22 protein-coding genes are annotated in these 21,328 nt (G+C 61.2%); 11 read left to right on the top strand and 11 right to left on the bottom strand.

Features of this window, described 5'->3' with window-relative positions; genetic code table 11:
* Positions 1-14: 14 nt before the first annotated feature.
* On the bottom strand, positions 15-476 hold the full coding sequence (locus tag HSR122_RS01745) for an MGMT family protein (RefSeq protein WP_229110975.1): 462 nt from the start codon (positions 474-476) through the stop codon (positions 15-17).
* Between the two features lie 230 nt (positions 477-706).
* Here HSR122_RS01745 and HSR122_RS01740 point away from each other — a divergent pair, with 230 nt between their 5' ends.
* Complete coding sequence (locus tag HSR122_RS01740) at positions 707-1,879, top strand: ISH3 family transposase (protein WP_229110974.1); 1,173 nt, start codon at positions 707-709, stop codon at positions 1,877-1,879.
* Between the two features lie 250 nt (positions 1,880-2,129).
* Here HSR122_RS01740 and HSR122_RS01735 read toward each other — a convergent pair whose 3' ends face one another.
* Both HSR122_RS01735 and HSR122_RS01730 read right to left on the bottom strand, forming a co-directional pair.
* Positions 2,130-2,765, bottom strand: a complete 636-nt coding sequence (locus HSR122_RS01735) for an IS6 family transposase (protein ID WP_229110973.1) — start codon at positions 2,763-2,765, stop codon at positions 2,130-2,132.
* A gap of 73 nt (positions 2,766-2,838) precedes the next feature.
* Positions 2,839-3,126, bottom strand: a complete 288-nt coding sequence (locus HSR122_RS01730; protein WP_229110972.1) for a type II toxin-antitoxin system HicB family antitoxin — start codon at positions 3,124-3,126, stop codon at positions 2,839-2,841.
* 204 nt (positions 3,127-3,330) lie between these two features.
* Between HSR122_RS01730 and hmgA the strand changes: the two genes are divergently transcribed.
* Genes hmgA through HSR122_RS01720 form a run of 3 tightly spaced genes read left to right on the top strand, consistent with a single transcriptional unit; the run spans position 3,331 to position 5,973 of the window.
* Positions 3,331-4,542 (top strand): hydroxymethylglutaryl-CoA reductase (NADPH), encoded by a 1,212-nt coding sequence (hmgA, locus tag HSR122_RS01725; RefSeq protein ID WP_229110971.1) that lies wholly within the window; start codon positions 3,331-3,333, stop codon positions 4,540-4,542.
* Between the two features lie 49 nt (positions 4,543-4,591).
* The gene (locus HSR122_RS14875) at positions 4,592-4,720 is read left to right on the top strand and encodes a hypothetical protein (RefSeq protein ID WP_267491211.1); all 129 of its coding nucleotides are present in this window, start codon (positions 4,592-4,594) and stop codon (positions 4,718-4,720) included.
* Between the two features lie 47 nt (positions 4,721-4,767).
* Entirely contained in the window at positions 4,768-5,973 is a 1,206-nt protein-coding gene (locus tag HSR122_RS01720; protein ID WP_229110970.1) for an SPFH domain-containing protein, read from the top strand.
* A 12-nt stretch (positions 5,974-5,985) separates the two neighbouring features.
* Here HSR122_RS01720 and HSR122_RS01715 read toward each other — a convergent pair whose 3' ends face one another.
* On the bottom strand, positions 5,986-6,480 hold the full coding sequence (locus tag HSR122_RS01715; protein WP_229110969.1) for a hypothetical protein: 495 nt from the start codon (positions 6,478-6,480) through the stop codon (positions 5,986-5,988).
* A 168-nt stretch (positions 6,481-6,648) separates the two neighbouring features.
* Between HSR122_RS01715 and HSR122_RS01710 the strand changes: the two genes are divergently transcribed.
* On the top strand, positions 6,649-6,924 hold the full coding sequence (locus HSR122_RS01710; RefSeq protein ID WP_229110968.1) for a DUF5808 domain-containing protein: 276 nt from the start codon (positions 6,649-6,651) through the stop codon (positions 6,922-6,924).
* Here the strand turns inward: HSR122_RS01710 and HSR122_RS01705 are convergent, their stop codons facing one another.
* Positions 6,925-7,419, bottom strand: a complete 495-nt coding sequence (locus tag HSR122_RS01705; RefSeq protein WP_229110967.1) for a hypothetical protein — start codon at positions 7,417-7,419, stop codon at positions 6,925-6,927.
* A gap of 58 nt (positions 7,420-7,477) precedes the next feature.
* Complete coding sequence (gene nreA, locus HSR122_RS01700) at positions 7,478-8,725, bottom strand: DNA repair protein NreA (RefSeq protein WP_229110966.1); 1,248 nt, start codon at positions 8,723-8,725, stop codon at positions 7,478-7,480.
* Positions 8,726-8,850: 125 nt separating this feature from the next.
* Here nreA and HSR122_RS01695 point away from each other — a divergent pair, with 125 nt between their 5' ends.
* Entirely contained in the window at positions 8,851-9,213 is a 363-nt protein-coding gene (locus HSR122_RS01695) for a hypothetical protein (RefSeq protein WP_229110965.1), read from the top strand.
* A gap of 116 nt (positions 9,214-9,329) precedes the next feature.
* On the opposite strand, the gene HSR122_RS01690 is transcribed toward HSR122_RS01695, so the two are convergent.
* From HSR122_RS01690 to HSR122_RS01680, 3 genes are all read right to left on the bottom strand, one after another.
* The gene (locus HSR122_RS01690) at positions 9,330-9,812 is read right to left on the bottom strand and encodes an HTH domain-containing protein (RefSeq protein ID WP_229110964.1); all 483 of its coding nucleotides are present in this window, start codon (positions 9,810-9,812) and stop codon (positions 9,330-9,332) included.
* Between the two features lie 177 nt (positions 9,813-9,989).
* Positions 9,990-10,268: a winged helix-turn-helix domain-containing protein gene (locus HSR122_RS01685; protein WP_229110963.1), complete on the bottom strand. Its 279-nt coding sequence runs from the start codon at positions 10,266-10,268 to the stop codon at positions 9,990-9,992.
* A complete protein-coding gene (locus HSR122_RS01680) occupies positions 10,258-11,367 on the bottom strand; it encodes a DUF354 domain-containing protein (protein ID WP_229110962.1) in 1,110 nt (369 codons plus the stop codon). The genes HSR122_RS01685 and HSR122_RS01680 overlap by 11 nt, the downstream gene beginning before the upstream one ends.
* Before the next feature lie 419 nt (positions 11,368-11,786).
* Between HSR122_RS01680 and HSR122_RS01675 the strand changes: the two genes are divergently transcribed.
* A complete protein-coding gene (locus tag HSR122_RS01675) occupies positions 11,787-12,362 on the top strand; it encodes a metal-dependent hydrolase (protein WP_229110961.1) in 576 nt (191 codons plus the stop codon).
* A 101-nt stretch (positions 12,363-12,463) separates the two neighbouring features.
* On the opposite strand, the gene HSR122_RS01670 is transcribed toward HSR122_RS01675, so the two are convergent.
* Positions 12,464-12,751 carry a HalOD1 output domain-containing protein gene (locus HSR122_RS01670; protein ID WP_229110960.1) on the bottom strand — a complete coding sequence of 96 codons (288 nt, stop codon included), beginning with the start codon at positions 12,749-12,751 and terminating at the stop codon, positions 12,464-12,466.
* A gap of 388 nt (positions 12,752-13,139) precedes the next feature.
* On the opposite strand from HSR122_RS01670, the gene HSR122_RS01665 reads away from it, so the two are divergent.
* The 3 genes from HSR122_RS01665 to HSR122_RS01655 all read left to right on the top strand — a co-directional run bounded on the left by HSR122_RS01665 (position 13,140) and on the right by HSR122_RS01655 (position 17,099).
* The gene (locus HSR122_RS01665; RefSeq protein WP_229110959.1) at positions 13,140-13,379 is read left to right on the top strand and encodes a hypothetical protein; all 240 of its coding nucleotides are present in this window, start codon (positions 13,140-13,142) and stop codon (positions 13,377-13,379) included.
* A gap of 1,181 nt (positions 13,380-14,560) precedes the next feature.
* On the top strand, positions 14,561-15,871 hold the full coding sequence (locus tag HSR122_RS01660; RefSeq protein WP_229110958.1) for an asparagine synthase-related protein: 1,311 nt from the start codon (positions 14,561-14,563) through the stop codon (positions 15,869-15,871).
* A gap of 187 nt (positions 15,872-16,058) precedes the next feature.
* Positions 16,059-17,099 (top strand): glycosyltransferase family 4 protein, encoded by a 1,041-nt coding sequence (locus HSR122_RS01655; RefSeq protein ID WP_229110957.1) that lies wholly within the window; start codon positions 16,059-16,061, stop codon positions 17,097-17,099.
* A gap of 195 nt (positions 17,100-17,294) precedes the next feature.
* Here HSR122_RS01655 and HSR122_RS01650 read toward each other — a convergent pair whose 3' ends face one another.
* On the bottom strand, positions 17,295-19,202 hold the full coding sequence (locus HSR122_RS01650; protein ID WP_229110956.1) for a PKD domain-containing protein: 1,908 nt from the start codon (positions 19,200-19,202) through the stop codon (positions 17,295-17,297).
* A gap of 223 nt (positions 19,203-19,425) precedes the next feature.
* On the opposite strand from HSR122_RS01650, the gene HSR122_RS01645 reads away from it, so the two are divergent.
* Positions 19,426-21,210 (top strand): hypothetical protein, encoded by a 1,785-nt coding sequence (locus HSR122_RS01645; protein WP_229110955.1) that lies wholly within the window; start codon positions 19,426-19,428, stop codon positions 21,208-21,210.
* Positions 21,211-21,328: the final 118 nt, after the last annotated feature.

Below are 21,328 nucleotides of genomic sequence, written 5' to 3'. Positions count from 1 at the left end.
CCCGGCGGCCCGTGCTACAGTCCCTCGATCCGTCGGAGGTGATCGGCGACGTCGCCCGGGGCAGCCGACGGCCCGTCACGGACCCGGTGATCGGGGAGCAACAGCGGCGCTGGGTTCTCGGCGAGCGCCGTCCTGACGGTTTCTCTGTCTTCGTCGCTCTCGGGATCGAGCCCCGGCGTCATCCGCACCAGCTGCTCGACGCTGACCTCCTCGCCGTAAGGCACCTCCCGGAGCGTCTCCAGGACTCCCCGCCGGTCGGTCGGGACGGTCAGCGCGACCGTCACGTCCGCGAAGTCGTCGTCTTCTCCTTCGAGGTACGCCTCGATCCGGTCGAGCATCGGGTGGTCAGTATCCGACTCGGCGTCCGGCGATTCGGGGAACGAGAGCGCGAGGACGCGATCGCCCGCGACCCCGATCTGGACGTAGCGATCGAGAACGTCCGATTCGCGTGCGTAGATCCCGGCAGCGTCGTTCATGTCACAAGAGTCGAGCGTGACGGACTTGAAGCTGCCCGTGGGCGATCGCCGCGACCCTCAAATATTGCCTTCGATCCACTCACACCACGCTTCGAAGTCGCTGACGTGACTTCCGGTCCGATCGACGATGTGGAAGCGATTCTTTGTCAGGGCCTTCGGTACTTCCCAACCGGCGTAATCAGCGGAATTGAATCGCCGAGTTAACAACGAGAAAGTGTCTGGATCTGGATGTGTTCAAGATCCCCGATCCAGACGGTTACCTTTCGGCATCGGACGTGAAAGACGTAGCGGAAGAAGTCATTACTCCACTCCCGTTGCCGGGTGTCGAGGGGAGCCCCCTCGACCCCGGCGACATCTGGCTCGTCGTCATCTTGGCTTGCGTCAACCAGACCTCGATTTGGGAAACCTGCAACGACACCAACGGAACGCCGTGTGACGACACTGTCTTCACATGGCTCCATACGCTCGACCGAGCGTGGCTCGAGTTCGTCGCTAACCGTCTGCTCGGACGCCTCGCCATGACGATTCTCGACCCTGACCGGTCGAGAATCGTCTCCATCGACTTCATCGATAACCCCTATCATGGCGAGCACTACGCCGACGACGGCGAACTCTGCTCGATGGCTCCCAAGGACGGGACAACTACCTGCCACCGCTATTGCACGGCCTACGTCGTCTCCAACGAGAAGCCGGTGACGCTGGCGATGACGTATGTCCGCAGTGACGAAGATGAGGCTGACGCGGTCGAGCGCGTGCTCGCCCGCGTCGAGAACTACCCCTTCGAGATCGACCTGCTGCTTGCCGACAGCGGCTTCTACAACGAGCGCGTCATCCGCCGTGCTCGCGATATCGCCGCAACGGTCGTCCACGTTCCGAAGAAGGGCGAGCGCATGAAAGACAAACTCGACGTCCACAAGTCGTACATGACGACCTATCGCATGTACAAAGACAGCGAGCGGGAACTGCGCTTCCCGCTCGCGGTCGCTGTCTCCTACCAGAACGGTGATCGTGGCAAGCACGGTGAGGTTGTCCGTGGCTACGTCGCGTGCGGCGTTACTGATCGCTCGGCCAAGCAAATCGAACGCCTCTACAGGAAACGCTCTGGCATTGAAACAACCTACCGCTTACTCCGGCAAGCACGCGGGATCACGACGACGCGTGATCCTGTCGTGCGGTTTGCCATCATGTTGGTCGCAGCATTGCTGGAGAACCTGTGGCTCGTGCTCAGGTGGGCGGTCGTCGCCCGCCCGCGCCGGGGCGGGCGCGACCTGCCCGAGGAGTTCACATTCAAGACGTTCCGTGACTGGATTCGGCACGAGCTGGAAGAAGAGTTACGACGCCGGTGGAAAGTCAAAGCGAACGGGGTTGGTGTGCGGGCGTCACAGGCAACGGCCGCGGGCTGACCGGGGTCAGCCCACGGCCTGTTCACTGGGCGGTGAGCGACAGCTGTCGGCAGACACCGGCGAGATTTGGTTGCTATCGTCTGTTCGGAGCGGTGAATCGGAATCATCTCGATCTACACCGCGGGAGCAGCCGAAACTGATAGTCAAATCATACAGAAAGTGACTTTTTCGGGCCGTTCAGACAGGCCCCTCTCGACTCATTTGGGAAGTAACGGCCTTCACGACTTCTCGGCCGGAGAAATGGTCGTGTTCAGATTAGCTGATTCCATGCGAAGGCGAACGATCGAAGCCAGTCGTCGGCTGTCTCTGCTCGGGCGTTGCTGAAACAGTTTGAGAACGAAGAGGTACGGCGTTTTATCTCACGAAAGATACGTTCGACACTATTCCGATTTCCATGGCGTTCATATCTGAAATCGAGGCCGTGTCGTTGACAGGCGTCTTTCAGCGAGAACGACCCATCGATGAGAAACATAGCGTCGTCGACATCGTGTTTCTCGCAGAGTTCAGCGAAGAAAGAGTGAGCGATCACCTTGTTTGTTGTCGGTTCAAGCTTTGTATGGAGCAATTCGTTGGTTTCGGGGTCGACAGCGGCGTACAGCCAGTACCGCTCGTCATTGAGTCGGATCACGGTCTCATCAACCGCAACGTGATCCGGTGATTGACCAGACTCTGGCTGTAGATCGGCTTTGTGAACCCAATTATGAACGGTCGATCGTGCCCGCTCGACACCAAACACCTCAAGAATCAAAACTGTATTCGAAAGCGATAGTCCAGCAAGATGCAGCTGAATACCGAGCTTCATCAGCAGTCGCGGTGTCGCTTCGCGTTCAACAAACTCTAAGTTGATCTGGTCGATACTTCCGCTGAGGCGTGTGTTTTCGGGCATAGAGCACTCAGAAAACACACCGCCTCACTATTCATCCTTATCTGAACACCGCCGAGAAATCGGGCCGTATATTTTACTGCAGAAATTCCGGAAGTTCATCGTCCTCTTCGCGTGCGGCCTTGACCTCGTCAGGGTCGATATCGAGATCCCGAAGCACCTCACGTTCTTCTTCGGGAGTCCCCACGGCGTCACCACGGTGGAGTGCGACGGCTTCGTCGATCATTTCCAGGGCCTCTTCTCGGGTTTCCCCCTGCGTCGTGACGCCGGTTTCCACGTCTGTGATGACCCATACGTCGTCCTCCCGCCACATCCGGATCTCGTCTTCGTGGTCGAGATCACTGTCACGCGTGGAACTCGCCATTAATTTGGAATAGGGGCGACTTCATTCATAACCTTTCGGTCCACAGCCGCTACACTCCGTGCCAGCGCACACAGCACCACACTCATACTGCCGGCTGTAAGTTCGTAAAGATATTCGCCCCCCGGGGTGGCGAATTCCTTCAGTTTGTTACAGCCGGCAGTATCAAAAGCAACGTTTAGGGTCTCGGGACCGTCATCTGTTGGCATGCCAAGCGCAGCAGACCTCGCCGAGCGCGTCAGGGAGGGCGATCTCCGGCTGTACGAACTCGAAGACCACGCCGACGCCGACACGGCAGCCGCGGCTCGCCGGCAACTGCTGGCCGAGGAAGTCGGGGCCGACCTGGAGACGGTCGGCGACTACTCGTTCCCCGCCGACCGCGCCGAGCCCAACATCGAGAACATGGTCGGCGCGGCCCAGATTCCGATGGGAGTCGCCGGGCCGCTCCCGATCGATGGATCGGCGGCCGACGACGACTTCTACGTGCCACTCGCGACGACCGAGGGGGCGCTCGTCGCTAGCGTCAACCGCGGGATGGGAGCCATCCGCGAGGCCGGCGGCGCGAAGGCCGAGGTGCTGAAGTACGGGATCACCCGCGCGCCCGTCTTCTCGGTGTCGGGCGTCACAGAGGCCGCCGAGGTCGTCGAGTGGGTCGAGGACAACGAGGACCTGATCGCCGAGGTCGCCGAGGAGACCGACCCGCACATCGCGTTCAACGAGGTGACGCCGTACGTCGTCGGCGACAACGTCTTCCTCCGGTTCGATTTCGACACCGGCGACGCCATGGGAATGAACATGGTGACCATCGCCAGCCGCTCGGTCGCCGAAGTGGTCGAAGAAAAGACTCCCGCCTCGCTGGTGGCGGTCTCGGGGAACCTCTGTACAGACAAGAAGCCCGCCGCGATCAACGCCGTCGAGGGACGCGGCTACACCGTCGCGGCCGACGTCTTCCTGCCCAGCGAGGTCGTCGAGGACCGATTCGGGACGACCGCCGAGGCCATCGCCGAAGTCAACACGCGCAAGAACCTGGTCGGCAGCGCCAAGGCCGCCAGTCTGGGGTTCAACGCTCACGTCGCCAACGTCGTCGGCGCGGCCTTCCTCGCGCTGGGCCAGGACGAGGCGCACGTCGTCGACGGGTCGAACGCGATCACGAGCGTCGAGGCCCGCGAGGACGGCCTCTACGCATCCGTGACCTTCTCCTCGTTGCCGGTCGGGACCGTCGGCGGCGGGACCGGCCTGCCGACCCAGTCGGAGGCGCTGGACGTGCTCGGCCTCGCCGGCGGTGGCGACCCCGTCGGCACGAACGGCGACGCACTCGCAGAAGTCATCGCCGCGGCCGGGCTTGCCGGCGAACTCTCGCTGCTGGGTGCGCTTGCCGGCCGCCACCTCGCCAGCGCCCACGAGGAACACGGCCGGTAGGCGTCGTTCCGTCGAGAGGCACTCCCCGGCACGATTGGTGATTGGTAATATGACCCACGATACACCTGACGGCGAGGGAGGCAACCTGCGGTGGTGCGAGCGATGCCAGCTCGCGGTCGAGCCGGTCGAAGGCGAGTCTGGCCCGAAGTGTCCGGCCTGCGGGGCCAAACTGGAGTGACAGTCACGGGCGACGAGACTTTGCGTGTGTGTCACCATGTCTCAAGTATGGACAAGTCATCCATTCCGCGCGTCCGGAAGACGGCGAACAACGCAACTGCAATCATCCTCGCGGCACTGGTCATCGCTGCGCTGCTGGCCGTGCTGTCGAGCGGGGCACTCGGGGTCAGTTTCACGGTCGATCCCGTGCTGATCGCGGGCTTTCTCCTGCTGTCGATCGCCGTCGCGACGGTGTACTCCGCCGTCGAGGTCGTCGAGGCCTACGAGAAACGCGCGGTGACCGTCTTCGGGGAGTTCCGTCGCCTGCTCGAGCCGGGGATCCACTTCATCCCGCCGTTCGTCTCCAAGACCTACGTCTTCGATATGCGTACCCAGACGCTGGACGTTCCGCGCCAGGAGGCGATTACCCGTGACAACTCGCCGGTGACCGCCGACGCCGTCGTCTACATCCGGGTCATGGACGCAAAGAAGGCGTTCTTAGAGGTCCAGCAGTACGAGCGCGCGGTGTCGAATCTGGCCCAGACGACGTTGCGAGCGGTGCTGGGTGACATGGAACTGGACGATACGCTCAACAAGCGCCAGCAGATCAACTCGAAGATCCGCGAGGAACTGGACGAGCCGACAGACGAGTGGGGGATCCGCGTCGAGAGCGTCGAGGTCCGGGAGGTCAACCCGAGTACGGACGTCCAGCAGGCGATGGAACAGCAGACCTCCGCCGAGCGTCGCCGCCGTGCGATGATCCTCGAAGCACAGGGTGAACGCCGGAGCGCGATCGAGAAAGCAGAGGGGGACAAGCGGTCGAACATCATCCGCGCGCAGGGTGAAAAGCAAAGCCAGATCCTCGAAGCACAGGGTGACGCCATCTCGACGGTCCTGCGGGCCAAATCCGCCGAGGCGATGGGCGAACGCGCCGTCATCGAACGCGGCATGGAGACCCTCGAGGAGATCGGCAAGGGCGAATCGACGACGTTCGTCCTGCCCCAGGAACTGACCTCGCTGGTCGGCCGCTACGGCAAACACCTCACCGGCTCCGACACCCGGACCGACGGCGAGATACTCGAGGGGCTCGAGTTCGACGCCGAGACCCGCGAGATGCTCGGCCTGGACGACATCGAAGAGATCCTCGAAGCGACGGAGGACGTCGACATCGAAGCGATGGAACAGGAGGCAGAGGCGGTCAAGTCCGGCGACATCGGGGCCGACATCCAGGACCCCGACGAGATCATCGAGAACGCGGACGACCAGCAGCGCTGATCGGGCTGGCGCCTACCCGATGTAGTCGTTCAACATCGCGCCGAAGCCGGCCGCGGCAGCGCCGAGCGAGACCAGCCCGCCGACGCCCGTGAGCACCAGTCCGCCGTTGAGGGCCGCAGCGAGCACCAGCGCCGTGAGCCAGTGGTCGTCGATGTCGACCAGTCGACCGGCGATTCCCAGGAACACGATCGTCGCGCCCAGTACGGCGGCGACGACGGCAACCACGAGCACTATCAGCGCGACCGGGGCTGCGATGACAGTGATCGTAAGCAAAAGCACGAGCAGTCTGGCAGTCAACATCGAGAGCAACCCGTAGAGGAGCGATCCGAGCGGCCGCGCGCGGACCGCGTCGATCATCCGGTCGGTATACCGGGGCTCGAACGTCGTCAGGAACGCTCCACTCAGCAGTGTCGCCAGAAACGTGATCACTGCGCCACCGACAAGCGTGGTCACGAGATCCGGCGATCCCCCGAAGGCACAGGACTGCAAGACGGCGGACGCGGTCATGTCCGATGCTCACCAGCCATAGAGAAAAGTCCTGTGACCCGTCGTTCCGGGTGGGGAGTGCTGGCCGAGTCGCAGCCGTGGACGGGACGGTCCCGACGGCAAGCGGAAAGGCAGTCCGGCGAACCACCGAGGACAAACGACTTAGTGTCGGCCGACGTACGGCCGTGTATGACGGACAAGCCACAGTCCGGCGAACTCTTCGGCGTGCCGTACAACTTCGAGCGACCGAGCCTCAAGCGGTTGCTGTCGTCCTACTGGCAGCCCGGCGAGCGCATGGTCGTCGAGAAACCGTTCGGCGTCGGCTACACGCTGAACCTCGCGAACTGGCGGTCCTGGATCGTGCTCGCGATCGCCGGGCTGCTGGTCTATCAGGAAACCAGCGGTAGCGACGAGCACGAGGAAACAGGTGAGGACGAGGAACCGGTCGAGGTCATCGTCGACTGATCACAGCAGGTCTCGCAGGACAGTCCCGAAGCCGACAGCGCCGACGAAAAACGATACGAGCCCGCCGATCCCGGTGAGCGCGAGCCCGCCGTTGATCCCCGCAGCGAGCACCAGTGGTACGGCCCAGCCGTCGTCGTGTCCGACCAGACTGTCGGCGATTGCGAGAAAAGCGATGGCCGCGCCGACCGCCCAGAGGACGACCGCGAGCACGAGCAGCGCGACGGCAACCGGAACTCCGATAATCGTGATGAACAGCACCAGCGACAGGAGTAGCAGCGCGATCAGGGAGATCACCCCATAAATGAACGCGCCGACGACGTTCTCGCGAATCTCGTCGATCTGTCGCTCGGTGTAGTCGGGAGCGAGCGCCACTAGAATCGCCCCGACAAGCAGCGTCGACAGGAACGCGCTGGCGGCCCCGCCGCCGAGGCTGAACGCGACGTCGATACCACCGGGATCGGGCGTGTCAAGCGACTGGAGAACGATTTTTTCCATGCGAATACATCACAGGCAGCGAGCAAAAGTCCTGTGACGGCTATCACAGCGGTCGCGGTCAGAAATCACTCAGTTTCGCCTGCAGCCCGGCGACCAGTTCTGACTTGCGCCGGAGCGCATCCAGCGAGACCGGCAACTGCTTGGTCACGTCGGTCACGGCCTGTCGGAAGGTCTCGCTCTCGCCGTGCCGGCCCTCGAAGGCGTTGCGAACGCCTTCCCGGACCTGCCAGACGCCGACCGGAGCCCAGTAGTCGTCGGTCACTTCCCGGAGGACGAGACACTTGGCCTGCCTGTCCCGGTCGTGGAGGTGCTCGAGCACGCCCAGTCGGGAGGCGTAGTACGCGCCGGCGGTCTCCTCGACGTAGCCCGTCCGACCCTCGTAGCCCTCGTGGGCGCTGGCGAGGTAGTAGGCCTCGCCAGCGGGGTTCCAGACGCTGTCGGGGGCTTTCATCTCGACGAGTTCGAACTCCCACTGGCCGGGCGTCAGAACGATCCAGTAGCGGTTGCCCATGTACTCGTTGTAGTGCACCTCGGTCTCGCTGATGGTCGAGGCGTTTCTGATCCCACCACGGAGGTACTGCCCGACAGTGTCGTCGACGGCGGTGATCGACCACCGCGTCGGGACGAGCCGTCGGTTTCGGCCCCGACCGAGCGCGCCGGCCGAGAGGATCGTATTGATGTCGTAGACGTCGAACCCGCGCCGGTAGAGATAGGTCATCGCACCCTCGGCCTGCCAGTCGTCGTCCTCCAGCGTCTTCTCGACCGGCCGGGGGACGTGGGGGTTCTCCGCGAGGTCGGCCGACTCGGCGCTGGCTCGCGGCCCGGTCGGTGCGCCCACGTCGTCGAGCGAGAGGTCGATATCGGGTTTGCTGTCCAGACCGACCTCGACGTCGACGGGGTGATCGGCGATGGCGACTTCCCGCTGGACGCCGACGAACCCGTCCCAGACGTCCCGCACGTCGACGTTTGCCGACCGGGTCGAATTCAGCAGGCCGGTCCGACGCTGGAGGACCTCAGAGACGCCCAGGCCCTGCCGGTACCACTCGCCAGAGGTGGCAAAGTCGGCGGCGTTGCCGTCCGTGACGGGTGAGAGCACGCCCGTCGAGACGTTGGGGTACGACGATCGACCGACGAAGATCTCCGGAGCCGTCGCCCCGAACAGCGAATCCCCGGAGACAGCCTGCTCGAACTCCCGTTCGACCTCATCGAGGTAGTCGGTGATCTCGTAGGACTTCTGTTCGGCGAGGCGTCGCTTCTCGGCGGCCTCGTCGCGCTGGAAGTCCTCGATGAAGTCGTCCAGTCGCATCTACCGACTGTTCGGCGTTCAGCGTGATGAATGTTGTACTTACGATCGACGAACCGCGATCTGGATCGAATCATTTCTGCTATATGCCATATTTAACCAAGATATTCCCGACCGAGTATCGGGTTATGCACTCACGGTTGGTTTCGCCTTCGATCGGACCGTCACCGGATCGCTCGATCTGGGTGACTGCGATCCTGTTTTACGGTGTCGGTGACGTGGTGACGACGACCGTCGGGCTCGGCATGGAGGGACTCACCGAAGCGGGGCCGCTCCTTGCGTTCCTTATCGAGCAGTACGACCTCGATGTGGCGGCGACGTTCGTCGCCGCTGTCGGGGTGAAAGCTGCCTTTTTGGGTGGTTGCTATGCGGTATGGAAGCGCTTGCCCCGGCCACAGTGTGTTTCCGTTCCACTCGGATTGTCTCTCGTTGGCATACCGGTGACCGCGTGGAATGCCTATCACGTAATATACCTGGCCCAGCCCTTCTAGTGTCGGTCAGACTAGCGGCTGTACTACGAGAATCCGTCTTTCAAAACAGACGGAGTGCACTGTGGGAAAGAACACGGCTGTTCTTCGAGAATCGGCTACACGTCGCCGAGAGGTCGCTACAGATTTCGCTCCATTCTCGATCGGTCCGAATATCCCGCTGAGGTGCGAATGTCGGCGAGATGTTCGTCGACACCGAACCGCTCCCCGTCGGCGATCGCCGGTGAGCAAAACCGGAGTTGCCCGCTCGTGTATTCGAGAACCATCTTGTGGGGGACCCTCGTCACGGTGTACTCCATGTCGTTGAAATAAGTTTCCGTGACGGTCGTCGTTCTGATACCGGGGATACTGGCATCGTGCTCCTCGGCCCACGCTTCGATTTCAGCGAGGCGCTGGGTGAGGTGTTGGGCGATCGGGACTCCGTCGTAGTCGCCCTCGTGAATGATCCCGTCCCCGACGACGTGGATGGCATACTCGGAAACGAGACCGTCCGCGGCCAGCGCCTCGAGGGCCTCAATTCGGTCGAGATGGGGCCTGATCGCAGTCCGCGGAGCCAGTGACCGTACGTAGAGTTCGAGCGAACTTTGTCGGTTTTGCGCCATTGTATTCACGATTATCCTAACTGTCTCCTTCGAGATTTGTCGTCCAAAACGCCCCGGTTGGATCGCCACGGGCTTTTTGAGTTGCGCGGCGATCTGATTTCGACACACTGGCTGGCCGAATATTTCCACTATTTTACAGAGGAGGAGTATAAGACACCCACAGTCAGGAAACCGCTCTCAATCGATCAGGTTCTGCGATTCGATCTGCTGCCAGACATTGTTTCCGTCCGTGGTGATCCCGTAGACGCGTCCTTTCTTGCGCTCCTCCGGTACCAGGAGTTCGACGAGTCCCCGATCGCGCAGTCCCTTGAGTGCCCGGGAGACATGGGCGATACCGATATCGGCTTCGTCGGCGATCTGTGAGGGCGTGGCAGGCCCCTCAGCGAGACGTTTCAGCGTTGTGACCCGGTAATCGGAGCTGATCACGAATCCGATCTCGTCCCATTCATCCGACATTTTTGCCCCCGCGTGTCTGCTCTGCCCGCAGCCGTGCTGGCCGGAGGTGTGATACGGATTCGACCGTCTCGAAGGATTCGGCGACCTCCACGAGGATATCCGTGAGGTTGACCATGTCTTTGACGTACGCGTCCCGTCGCTGTCGCCACGTCGATCCAGTCTCGTCGTCAGCGAGTAATGAGATCGCCCTGTCGACGATTTCGGTCGCGTCCCGGAGGTTGACGATCAGTCCGGCCCGCTCCAGCTCCAGGAAGTTACCCATGTCGTCTTCCCCGACAAAGGAGTTCGATCTGATGGCCGGCGTCCCCAGCAGTGCGGCTTCCGTGACCATCGTCTGTGTGTCTGCGACGAGCACGCTTGCTTCGGCCAGTGCGTCGTGAAGCTTCGCCGGGTGGAGATCGAACGGGCGGGCGGGGAGCGTCGAGAAGTCGAGCGAGTCGTCCTCGTCGGAGACGAAGACCGTTGCGTGTTCTGCAAGGCGCTCGATCAGGGGCCCTCGTACCTCCGGCGTGAGGCCGTCCCTTCCGACGTCGTGATGGGAGCCGAAGGCGTTCAGCCGGAGGATGACGTACTGCTCGTCGGGCCCAACACCGAGATCGTCCCGGATTGTCGGATCGGGGTCGAACACCGACGGGTGGAGATACGCCGATTCCTTGAACCCCTCGAAGGTGTAGTGAGACTCCCCCAGGTCTTTCCGGAAGGCCGACGGTGTCAGGATCACGCGTGCAAACGGTGTCGATATCGCGTGATCGAGCGACGTGGGTTCGGAGTCGAGAACGAGTACCGAGGGCGTTCGCGAGAGCAGCCCCGCGTGGGCCCCGTACGCTCCCATCCCGAAGATGAGGTCCGGGTCGAGTCGTCGGACCGTTCGGGCGATGTGGTAATAGTGGCCGGGCAACTGCTTGAACAGCGACCGCCGGTCGGTGCCACAACTCCCGTAGACCGTGTAGTCCAACTCCTCCCAGTCGAGCAACGCGATCGTACACCCGTAATCCCGTGCCAGAATGGACGTCTGGTGACCGCGCTGTTGTAACTTCCTGATCACATGTTTGTACATGTGGACGTGGGCAGGCGTGTTCGTAAAGAACAGATAGTGCATCACTCGCTACACAGTTCAAGCTGTGACGGTATTGTTAGTCAGCCCCTGCGAGCAGTGAACACGACCTATTCGGGCTTTTCCCAGGTGGGACGATCGACCTCTTAGCCCGACGGACGTCTCGGCTGTCCGAGGGAGCAGCGTCCGAGATGTGATACGGTTGCGGTATCGATTTATCGGTCCGACCGCTATCGGGCGGTCGATTCGGAAGGAGCAGACAGCGATCCGTATGCGGCGGTGATCGTCTCGCGGTAACATCCCCTTACCCGTTCGGGAACGAGACAGTCGGGTGTACGACCCGCATAACAACCATGGCAGCCGGAGACAGACATTTGCAGGATGAACTACTTCGTCTGTCAGTATCGGTGTGCGGGCCACCCGAAACGGCGTTCGGTCCCGCTGTCGCCGGGCAGGTGCGCCTGATGTGGCCCTGGGAACATCTCGCGCTGGCGTACCTGTTCGGATCGGCCGTCCACAGAGTCGCGGCCGGTCGTGGTCCGACCACTGCAGCGGCCGGTGCGATCGTGATCGCCTCCCAGCTGCCAGACCTGATCGACAAGCCGCTGGCCTGGACGTTTGGGGTGCTTCCCAGCGGACTCTCGCTCGGCCACTCCCTGCTGTTTGCGGTCCCGCTGTCAGCACTTGTGATCCTGCTGGCTCGCGCCGACGGGAGAACGGCCCTGGGTATCGTGTTCGCACTCGCCTACGGCACACACCTGCTGGGTGACGCCTCGTACTCGCTTTTGACCGGCGGTGAACTCGCGACCGGGTTCCTCCTGTGGCCGCTGATCCCGGCCTCGTCCGAGGCTGGCATTGGACTCCTGTCCCAGGCAGGGGTGTTCTTCGATGCGTTCGTCGAGTTCCTGGGAACGCCACAGGGGCGCCTGTATCTCCTCTTCGAGGCGACGCTACTGGGTGGTGCCACCCTGCTCTGGCACCTCGACAGACGACCCGGGCTGTCGTGGTTCAGACGACGGCTTCGTCCGTCGACGGAGTGATCCTCGTGCGATCGAACGGACAGCTGTCCCACAGACTGTTATCCGTCAATTCCGGATCGACTCCGGGCGATCCCAACGGTACCGCCGAACAGCAGTCCGTATCACGAGACGCGGTACTCCGAGTCAGATCTGGCTCCGATGGTCCCGTCGTCACTGATCCGGATCTCGTGCTGCTGGCAGGTAAAGTGGAGCTCGTTCGCCCCGCGATCGGATGCAGGCCCTCCGAAGAGTGCGTTGATCGCCTCGGGGTCGATATAGTCGAAGATAACGACGTCGTCCTCGACACCGTCGAGTTCGTCGAGCGCACGGTCCAGCGCGAGTGCGATGTCTTCCTGCCGGTTCCAGTGAGTGAGAACCGTCCACGACTCGCCACGAGTGTTAGATTGCACGACCGCCAGTAATTGCGAACACCATATAAATCCCATCATCCCACTTTTGAATTAAAACGAGCCAATCACAGAGATGTGGTAAGTATCTGGAAACCAGGCGTCATCAGCGAAGCGCACCGAGACAGGCAACTGGGCGTGGACAGAGCGGCAACCACTCCGGATGTATTCGTGGACAAGTGGCAAGAACACCTAATACGGTAATACCGTCATACCAATGTATGGCTCATAGCGACAGAGAGAACCCATGTCCTACCGACGCCTTGTCGGCGAGGAAGGAACCACTTACCGAGAGTAGTGTGAACCAAACACGGGGATCGAGTGCCGGTTTCGGCCCAGCGGGCAAACTTGAGCCGGCCGCAGATCCGTTCGGACGGACAGAGGCTGACCGATGACAAGTGATATCGATGGCGACGAGCAACGCTCTGAGCCGGTCGACTGGGAATCCGTGCCACCCGATCCCGATCTGGAGGACGATCTCGGGTACGAACTCGGGGACATGGACGTTATCGAAACCAACAACGGATCAGGACAGATCCTGCTCCTCCCCCCGGACGAGGAGTCCATTCGGGACCAGAGTTTTATCGTTTCCCAGGAGAGTTTGCTCGTCAATCTGATCGACAACTGTTAGTTGGTTGCAGGCGCTAAGTCCCCCCTCTCTCAAGGCGTCGTTCGAGTGACGCCCTCTCGTAATCGCGAAAATCGGGAGCTCTGGCCTTGTTGAAACCCTTAATCAGTGATGGGTTCCGGCTGTCGTGATGAATATAGAGTGAAGGCACGAGTAAACTACCCTCCCCTACTTCGCTCGGGGGCAATCGCCCCGCTCGCTCGTTGAGGGGAGGGCTTTCGCGTGGACTCCCGTTCTATGCCTCAGCAGAGGCAGGGGGGACGTACTCCCCACTCACGTTCAACATCCCGCGATCTGCTCACGGCTTCGCCGTTCGCATGGTCCGAGGGATCTCCGATCCCTCGCTATTCAAGCGCACGTCTACGGGTGCGCCTCCGTCGTCCGCGTTTTGCCGACGTTGACGAGACGCAGAGCGTCTCGTTCGCCCACCAGAAATCTTCGATTTTCGGGATTACGAGAATCTTCGCTTCTCGAACGACTCATTGAGGGTGGGGTCTCCGCCTCGAATTAGGTGAAAGGGGGTTGAACAGAATTTTGCCCTCTGGAATCAGGCAGTAGCAGTATTGGTCTATGTATGGCGTCTGGAAATGATCTTTCTACGGCCCCTCAGAGAGTGCATCTTGCACTCTTCGCTCGACCGATGCGGAATCAATACGAACTGGCCGACTGATCGTGCTTTTTCACTGTATGAAGCCTCGGCGGAAGCGTGAACGTTCAAACCGCTCGCAGATATCGCACGTATAGCTGGTTTATTATTAAGTACATCCCTAGGGTAGGTTCCGGTGATGGTTCTCAGCCGCAAAGGGGTAGCCCAGTCGGGGTCGACCATCACGGTGCTCATCGCCAACCCGACCGCAGTTCACCTCGAAACAGAGTCCACTCACTGGACGATCTTAGGGACACGGCCCGGACGAATCGTCGATTCCATAGACGACCGGACGTCTTTTGTCGATGTTGTGGATCGGGCGCAATCGCTCCCCGGAGAGTACAGTCTGATTTGTTTCGATTCGACCGGGGCACGAAAGGTCAAAGCTTACCGGGGTATTGCGTCCTCGTTCAACGTCTACTACTGTCGACGTCCTCAGGATCGCGCGATCGTGGTCGGAGATCACTTCAAAAACGTTCTCTCACAACTCCCGGTATCGCACCGAACCGTCCCATCGTCGGTCCCGATCGATCAGCTGTTGTTCGGGACCCGCCCCACGGATACGTACGTCGAAGAAGTCGGTCGGCTGGGTCATGGCGAAGTGCTCGAGTGGACGACGACGGACGTGCCCGAGACGGAACTGGTCGAGACCATCTCGGTCGACGAGACGATCAATGGAGCTGAAGCCAAACATCGTCTCGATCGGCATTTTACGGACGTTATCGGAGACGCGAAATTCAACGGGTCGGTAGCGACGATGCTTTCCGGCGGCGTGGATTCGACGCTCATCCACACGTATCTCGACAACGACGCCACAGTCAGCGCTGCGTTCGACTCCCCGGAGTTCGAGTTCGAGATCGAATACGCTCGGCGGGCGAGCGATCTCCTCGGCTCGGCGCACGAAGTAGTACTGTCCGACGAAGAGAACTTTCTGGATCACGTCGAAACCACAATCGACGCAACGGGACAACCGCTCCTCCTCCCGCAGGCGACGCTGATGCACCTCGCCGTTTCTCGGTCCCCCCATCAAATCTACCTCAATGGCGGGCTCGCCGATGGCCTCTTTGGTACGGGGACAGCCGCGCTGGCGTATCTGGCGCGGTACGCGGGGCGAGCCGCTCGTCTCGTTCCGAATCTGACTTGGCAGCTAGAGGCGCTCAAAAAGACTAGTGAGCAACTCAGGCGTCCGGCGAGTGACCCGACCGGCTGTGCGATGAACTTTCGGATCCATTCGGATCAAAACCTCGTCGCCGATATGTTCGGCCAGACTGCCGTTGAGGAGCGAAAAAATCGCCGGCTTCGATACACCGAGCGACGGGTGGACGCCGACGACCGGAAAGGCTATGCAGCCCACATGCACCTCGGTCACGCGATCGAGTATTTCCATGACAATATTTTAACTATTTGGCGCCACGCCGCACACGACAGCGGGAAGGCCATCCAGACACCCTTCAGTGGACGGAAGGTATTCGAGACCGCCCTCGCGATTTCACCTGCCGATCGATATGCGCGGTTCGCCGTCCCGTCGAGAGATCAGCCGACGAGGGTCGTACAGCACAAATACCTTCTCAAGGAACTGCTCAACGAGCGTCTTCCGGCGTACGATACCAAGAAACGGAAAGGTTATAGCCTCCTTCCGATGCAGCGGTATCTCGACGACGGTCCGCTGTCGAATGCGTTCGACGAGTATCCGATGCCCGAATTCGTTCCAGAGCACTACCGTGGCGTCATCAGAGAGGGAACTGACGAAGTTTCCTGGTATGCGCTCAACTACGCCGTGTGGCGTGATCGGATCCTGCTGAATGAAGACCTTGATATCATCGAGACGACAACCGTTGTCGGGGCTTGAGGGGGCGATCTTCAGACAACATCGCAGTCCGCGCCAGCGGACAAGAAGCGTTAACGAGATGGCACTCTCGTTTTACATCAATGCAGTAGGGAGTCTTTGACTAAGGGGTCAGAATCCAAGACCCCACACACGAATGTCGTCACAGGAAATCCTGATCGTGGGTCCGGAACAGAGCCGGACCGGTGGTGTGTCCCGCTACATAGCCGAGCAACAGCGACATCTCGATACCGTCACGACGACCGTATACGAGACTGGACCTGCCAGCGCCGCCACGATACGGGCCCTTCTCGTCGGTGCCCTCCTGTCGATCTGGCGGATGGTGCAGTTCCCGCTGGAGCGACGGCCCGACGTCATGCACGTCCACTCGTCGTTCCAGCACTCGTTCTACAGGAACGCGTTCTACGTCCTCTTCGGACGGTACGTCTGGAACTGTCCCGTCGTCCTCCACGTCCACGGGTCCTCGTTCGATACGTTCCTGCAACCGGACTCGCGGGTCGTGTCGTGGTTCCAGTCGGTCGTTCTCAACGCGACCACGCGGGTCGTGGTCCTCTCGTCGTACTGGCAGTCGGTGCTCGCAGCGGTCGTCCCCGAGGACCGTATCGTCGTCGTCCCGAACGCCGTTCCGACCGGGGAATACGACCCCGAATATCCGGAGATGCCCCACGTCGTCTTCCTCTCGAACCTCATCGAGCGCAAGGGCATCACCGAGTTCGTGGCCGCCGTCGAAGCCGCGAGCGACGACCCTGACGTGGCGCCCTTCCAGGTCACTATCGCGGGGAGCGGACCACTCGCCGACCGCGTAGAGCGGCTTGCCGCCGAGCACGATCACGTGACCTATCTCGGCTACGTCGACGAGGCCAAGAAACGGGCGTTGCTCTCGTCGGGAACGATCTACGCGTTGCCGACGCGGGCCGAAGGCCTCCCGATCGCGATCCTGGAAGCGATGGCGGCGGGCATGGCGATCGTCTCCACGCCGGTCGGTTCGATCCCGGAGGTCGTCGGCGAGGACAACGGACTCTTGGTCCAGCCCGGCGACGCCGACGCGCTCACCGAAGCCCTCGTGGAGTTGCTGGCCGATCCGGACCGTGTCGATCGGATGGGCCGGACCAATCGGGCGGTCGCCGTCGCGGACTACTCTTGGGAGGCCGCTGCCGACCGACTCACAGAGCTGTACGCGACGGTGGACGACGCCACGCCGGCGCGCGCCACCCCGGTCACGGCGTCGTGATCGCACAGCGGGTGCGACCACAAGTTGTTTCGAGACGACACAGCGATCCGCGTCACCTCATACTGGTGGCTATACTATTTCGAAATGATCCGGCACGACGGTGTGCCGGATATCTGTACGAACGTATAGCCACCAGTATCAAGACGGTGGTCCCACTTTCAACGAGCGAGGCCATTCTCTGGAAGCAAATAGTAACTACCGTACCAGCTCGGGATAGTCGACGATCAGTTCGGAGGTCGTCGAATCCGTCACACCATCAGTATCTTCGACGGTGAGCGTAACGGTGTAGGTACCCGCGTGGTCGAACGTGTACGTGATTGTCCTGCCGGTCCTGGTTTCGCCGTCGAGATCCCACCTGTAACTGTCGATGGTGCCCTGCGAGTCCATCGCGGTAAACGTCACGCTCCTGCCCTCTCGCTTGTTCGCCGTGATCGTGGCTGTCGTGGAGGGCGGCTGCTTGGGGAGAGCGCAGTCCCCGTTCGTAATGTTCTCGGTCTTGAAGCCGCTGATCGACGCGTTTGGCATATCGATACAGGAGTTACGGATCACCGATCCGGGTCTGTCTCTGGTGATGAATCCACCACCCTGTCCGGTGAAAACACAGTTCTCGAACACCACTTCGTCGTCTGAGATTGAAGTGGGTGCGGCCTTGACGGTTGGTGTGTTCTGGCCGTCGTTGTGGATCACGCAGTCGTAGAACTCCGTCCGGCCGTGACTGCTGAACTCGGGGAGCGCGATCACTGCGCGTCCTCTGTCTTTGGTCCACTCGACGTGGATGTCCCGGAAGACCGCGCCACTGAACACCCTTTCTCCGCCGTTAAGCCTGATTGCGTCCGCGCTGTTTCGAGAGCCGTCGACCTTGACATAGCTGCCGGTGGCGCTGGAGACCTTCGTGGGGTGGTCGCCAGCACCGAATCGGATGTTGGTGTTCTGGTTGTTGACGAACTCCCCACCCTGGATGGTCATGACACCCGTCGGTGCCGTAGAGCGTGTTGCGTTGGAGTTGCGTCCGTGGATGACTGGATTCCGGAGGATCACTTCCCCCTCGTGGGTCGGTCCGCTCCGGACGAAGGCGACCCCGTTCGGGTAGTCGACTACCGTGGCTGGCTCGTCGAGGCCGGCGTAGATACCGTCGATGACGAACACGCCATCTACTTCAGTCACCTCTGCTGCCAGCGAGTAACCGATATTTTTGTCGGGTGGCGTCCGCCCGAGCCACTCCACGTTTTTGATGACGGAACCGTCACTGGTCGTAAGCCACAGCGAGACCTGTGTCTTGTCGTCGCTGCGCTCCTGAAAGGAGAGGTTCTCCAGCAGGTGTGGTCCAGCACCGACTGCTTTCAGCCACTTGAGAGCCATCCCCGATGTCGGGACGATCTGGACGTCGCGTCTGCTGGTACCCAGCCCTCGCAATCCGAACCGCGAGACCGTGCTGCCGACGTGTTCCGACTCGATCCGGTACTCGCCGGGCGGGAGTTCGATGAGCGTACCGGACTCGTAGGCGTTCTCGAAGAGGGCGTCGATCGGTTCCTGGCCCGTCGGGTCAAATCCGAGATCCTCGACGCCGTTCAGGACTCTATCGAACGTGAGTCCGTGATAGGTCTGCTCGGCCGAGGTCCTCCGTGGCATGCCCGTCGTGGTAAGCCTCTCGTTCTCGCCGAATCGGTGAGAGGGTCCGCCGTATCCCGGTGGGTCCATGATCGGCGAAGCGATCCGGCACGCGCGGAACGTGTTCGCGCGTGGACCGACGACGGTATCGGCCGAATCGATCGAAAGCCGCCAGAGCTGCCAGGACGGCATCGCCAGGATGTTTTGCTCGGACCCAAAGGACAGCGACGTTCGGTCAGTCGACCGCCCGACTATCGTCAGGCCTGTTTTCTCGAAAGTGTCGAACGCACCGACCGGGGACTCCCCGACCGTCTGCACCACTGGCGCCAGCGAGTAGTGGCCATCACCGACACCGATCACGTCGCCCGTATCCGCAACCTCGTAGGCCTCGACCAGGGTTTCGTAGTCCCCGGACCCGCCTTCCGCGACGGTGTGATTGGGATCGAACGGCTCGTCGTCCGTCCGCGGGCTGCCACACCCAGAACACCCAGCCATTGCCAGACTGGCCGCAACTAAGTATCGCCGGCGAGAGAACTTCATAGTGGTTGGCAGGTCCCAGGATTGCAAAAAGGTTTGTATTCGTACACACTATATTGCCAGTTTTCGGGTCGTAGGGACTCTATAACGACACATTATGAAATATATACTGTCTGCACCAGAGGAACGAAACGTGGTATTATGGCCATAACTACCCGACTCGTTATCCGAGCGATACACAATGAAGCGACTAGCACATATCACCGATCGGTCGGCACAATTACTCGGTCTTATCGGTTTCAGCAGTCTCACTGTCGCACTTCTCGTCGCACACGCGAATCCCGCGACTGGCTACGAACTCTCGATCTACGCGTCCACGCCGCTGTGGGTGTGGATCGGAATCGGGGTCGCGTTCCTGATGGGGGCATTGATCGCATTCTTGACGACGAACCACCTCTATCGGCGCTTCGGAATCGTCCTGGGCGGGGCGTCGAGTTTCGCGGTCATCTCGCTGCCGGTCGTTCGAGGGTATTTGTTCCACGGGATTCACGACTCGATGACGCACGTGGGCGTGATCAGAGAATTGACAGCTGGGACAATGACGCCCTACGAGTCCGTGTATCCCGGCATCCACTCGGTCGCCGCGTTCATCGCGGGCTTCACCGGGCTTTCGGTGTGGGAATCGCTGATGCTCGTCCCGCTCGGTACCGCGCTCGTCTTCTACATCTTCACACCCCTCGTTGTCCGGGGCATCGTCGGTGGAGAGACCGCCATCACCGTCGGTGCGTTCAGCGCTTTCCTGCTGGTTCCGCTGCACCAGCTGGCCGTCACCATCCACGCCCACCCCAGTAGTCAGGCGATCCTGTTCGCTCCGATCGTGCTGTACCTGGTGGTCGGATATCTTCGATCGCCCGGTGCCGAACGGACGCTCGGGAGCCTGACTGCCCTGACCGGCATCGTCGTGCTCACGGTCGGGGCTACAATCCTGTATCATCCGATGCAGGCGTTTAACGTCCTGCTGATACTCGCTGCCATCGTCTTCGTGCAGTTGCTGTCCAGCAACGACCGGTCGCCGTGGACACACCGGTCGCTGATTCCCGTCCTCGCCGTCTCAGCCGTACTCTTCGTTGCCTGGATCGGACAGGCACCGGGTATAGTCCCAGTCCTCACCGGGACCGCAGACTCACTGGCCGCGTACGTCACAGGAAGCTCCTCTGCCGGGGCCGGATCGGCGATCGGCTCACAGACCGCCTCACTCTCCGCTATCGGATCAAGTCCGGTCGTGGTCTTTCTCAAGCTGTTCGGGGTGAGTACGCTCTTTATCATCGCGGCGGGATCTCTGGTCCTCACCGTCCTCACCAGAAGTACCGACGGGAGCGTCGATACCGACAGGATGATCGTCTATCTCGCAACGTCTCTGCTGGTGATGGTCCCAGTGTTCGGCGTATACATGTTTGGCAATGTCGGGCAGTACTACTTCCGGCAGGCCGGATTCATGATGTTCGTCGTCGTGGCCCTCGGTGCGATTGCCATCACCTACGGGATCATGGCGCTCTCCGAGACCAAGTTTCGTGTCGCAGTCGGCCCGTCCGTGGCCACAGTGTTCGTCGTGCTGTTCCTGCTGTCCTCGCTCGTGCTGTTCAACTCACCGTACATCCACCGGGCCAACCAGCACGTCACCGACGCGCGTGTGGACGGGTACGAGACGACCTTCGAGATGACCGGGGAGGACGCGATTCTCAACGGCGTCATGCAGGAACCCCAGCGGTACTACGACGCCATCGTCTCCCTGGAGAACAACGGCCAGCGCGACGGAACCGTCAACAGCTCCCAAATGAACCGGCTGCGGGAGAAAGCCGAGGCCGGAGACTGGCACCTGATCATTTCCCAGAACACCTACGAGCGGGAGCTGACGGCCTACCGTGAGCACCGCTTCTCGCGCTCGGACTTCGAGAGTATCGACCGTCAGATCGGTGTGAATCGCGTCTTCTCCAACGGGGACACTGAACTGTATTACGTCCGATGAGACGGTTTGGTTGTAAGTCTGTCCCTGGTCGACGCCTCTCGTTCGTGTGATCGTATCGGTAAATCGTCACAACCGGCCGTATGGGGGGTCGGGAATCTTTCGGTCCCCCAGATTCAGC

Origin of the sequence: Halapricum desulfuricans (assembly GCF_017094525.1) — an archaeon.
In the GTDB taxonomy this organism is placed as follows: Archaea; Halobacteriota; Halobacteria; order Halobacteriales; family Haloarculaceae; genus Halapricum; species Halapricum desulfuricans.
This window is presented reverse-complemented; position numbering and strand designations above follow the sequence as displayed.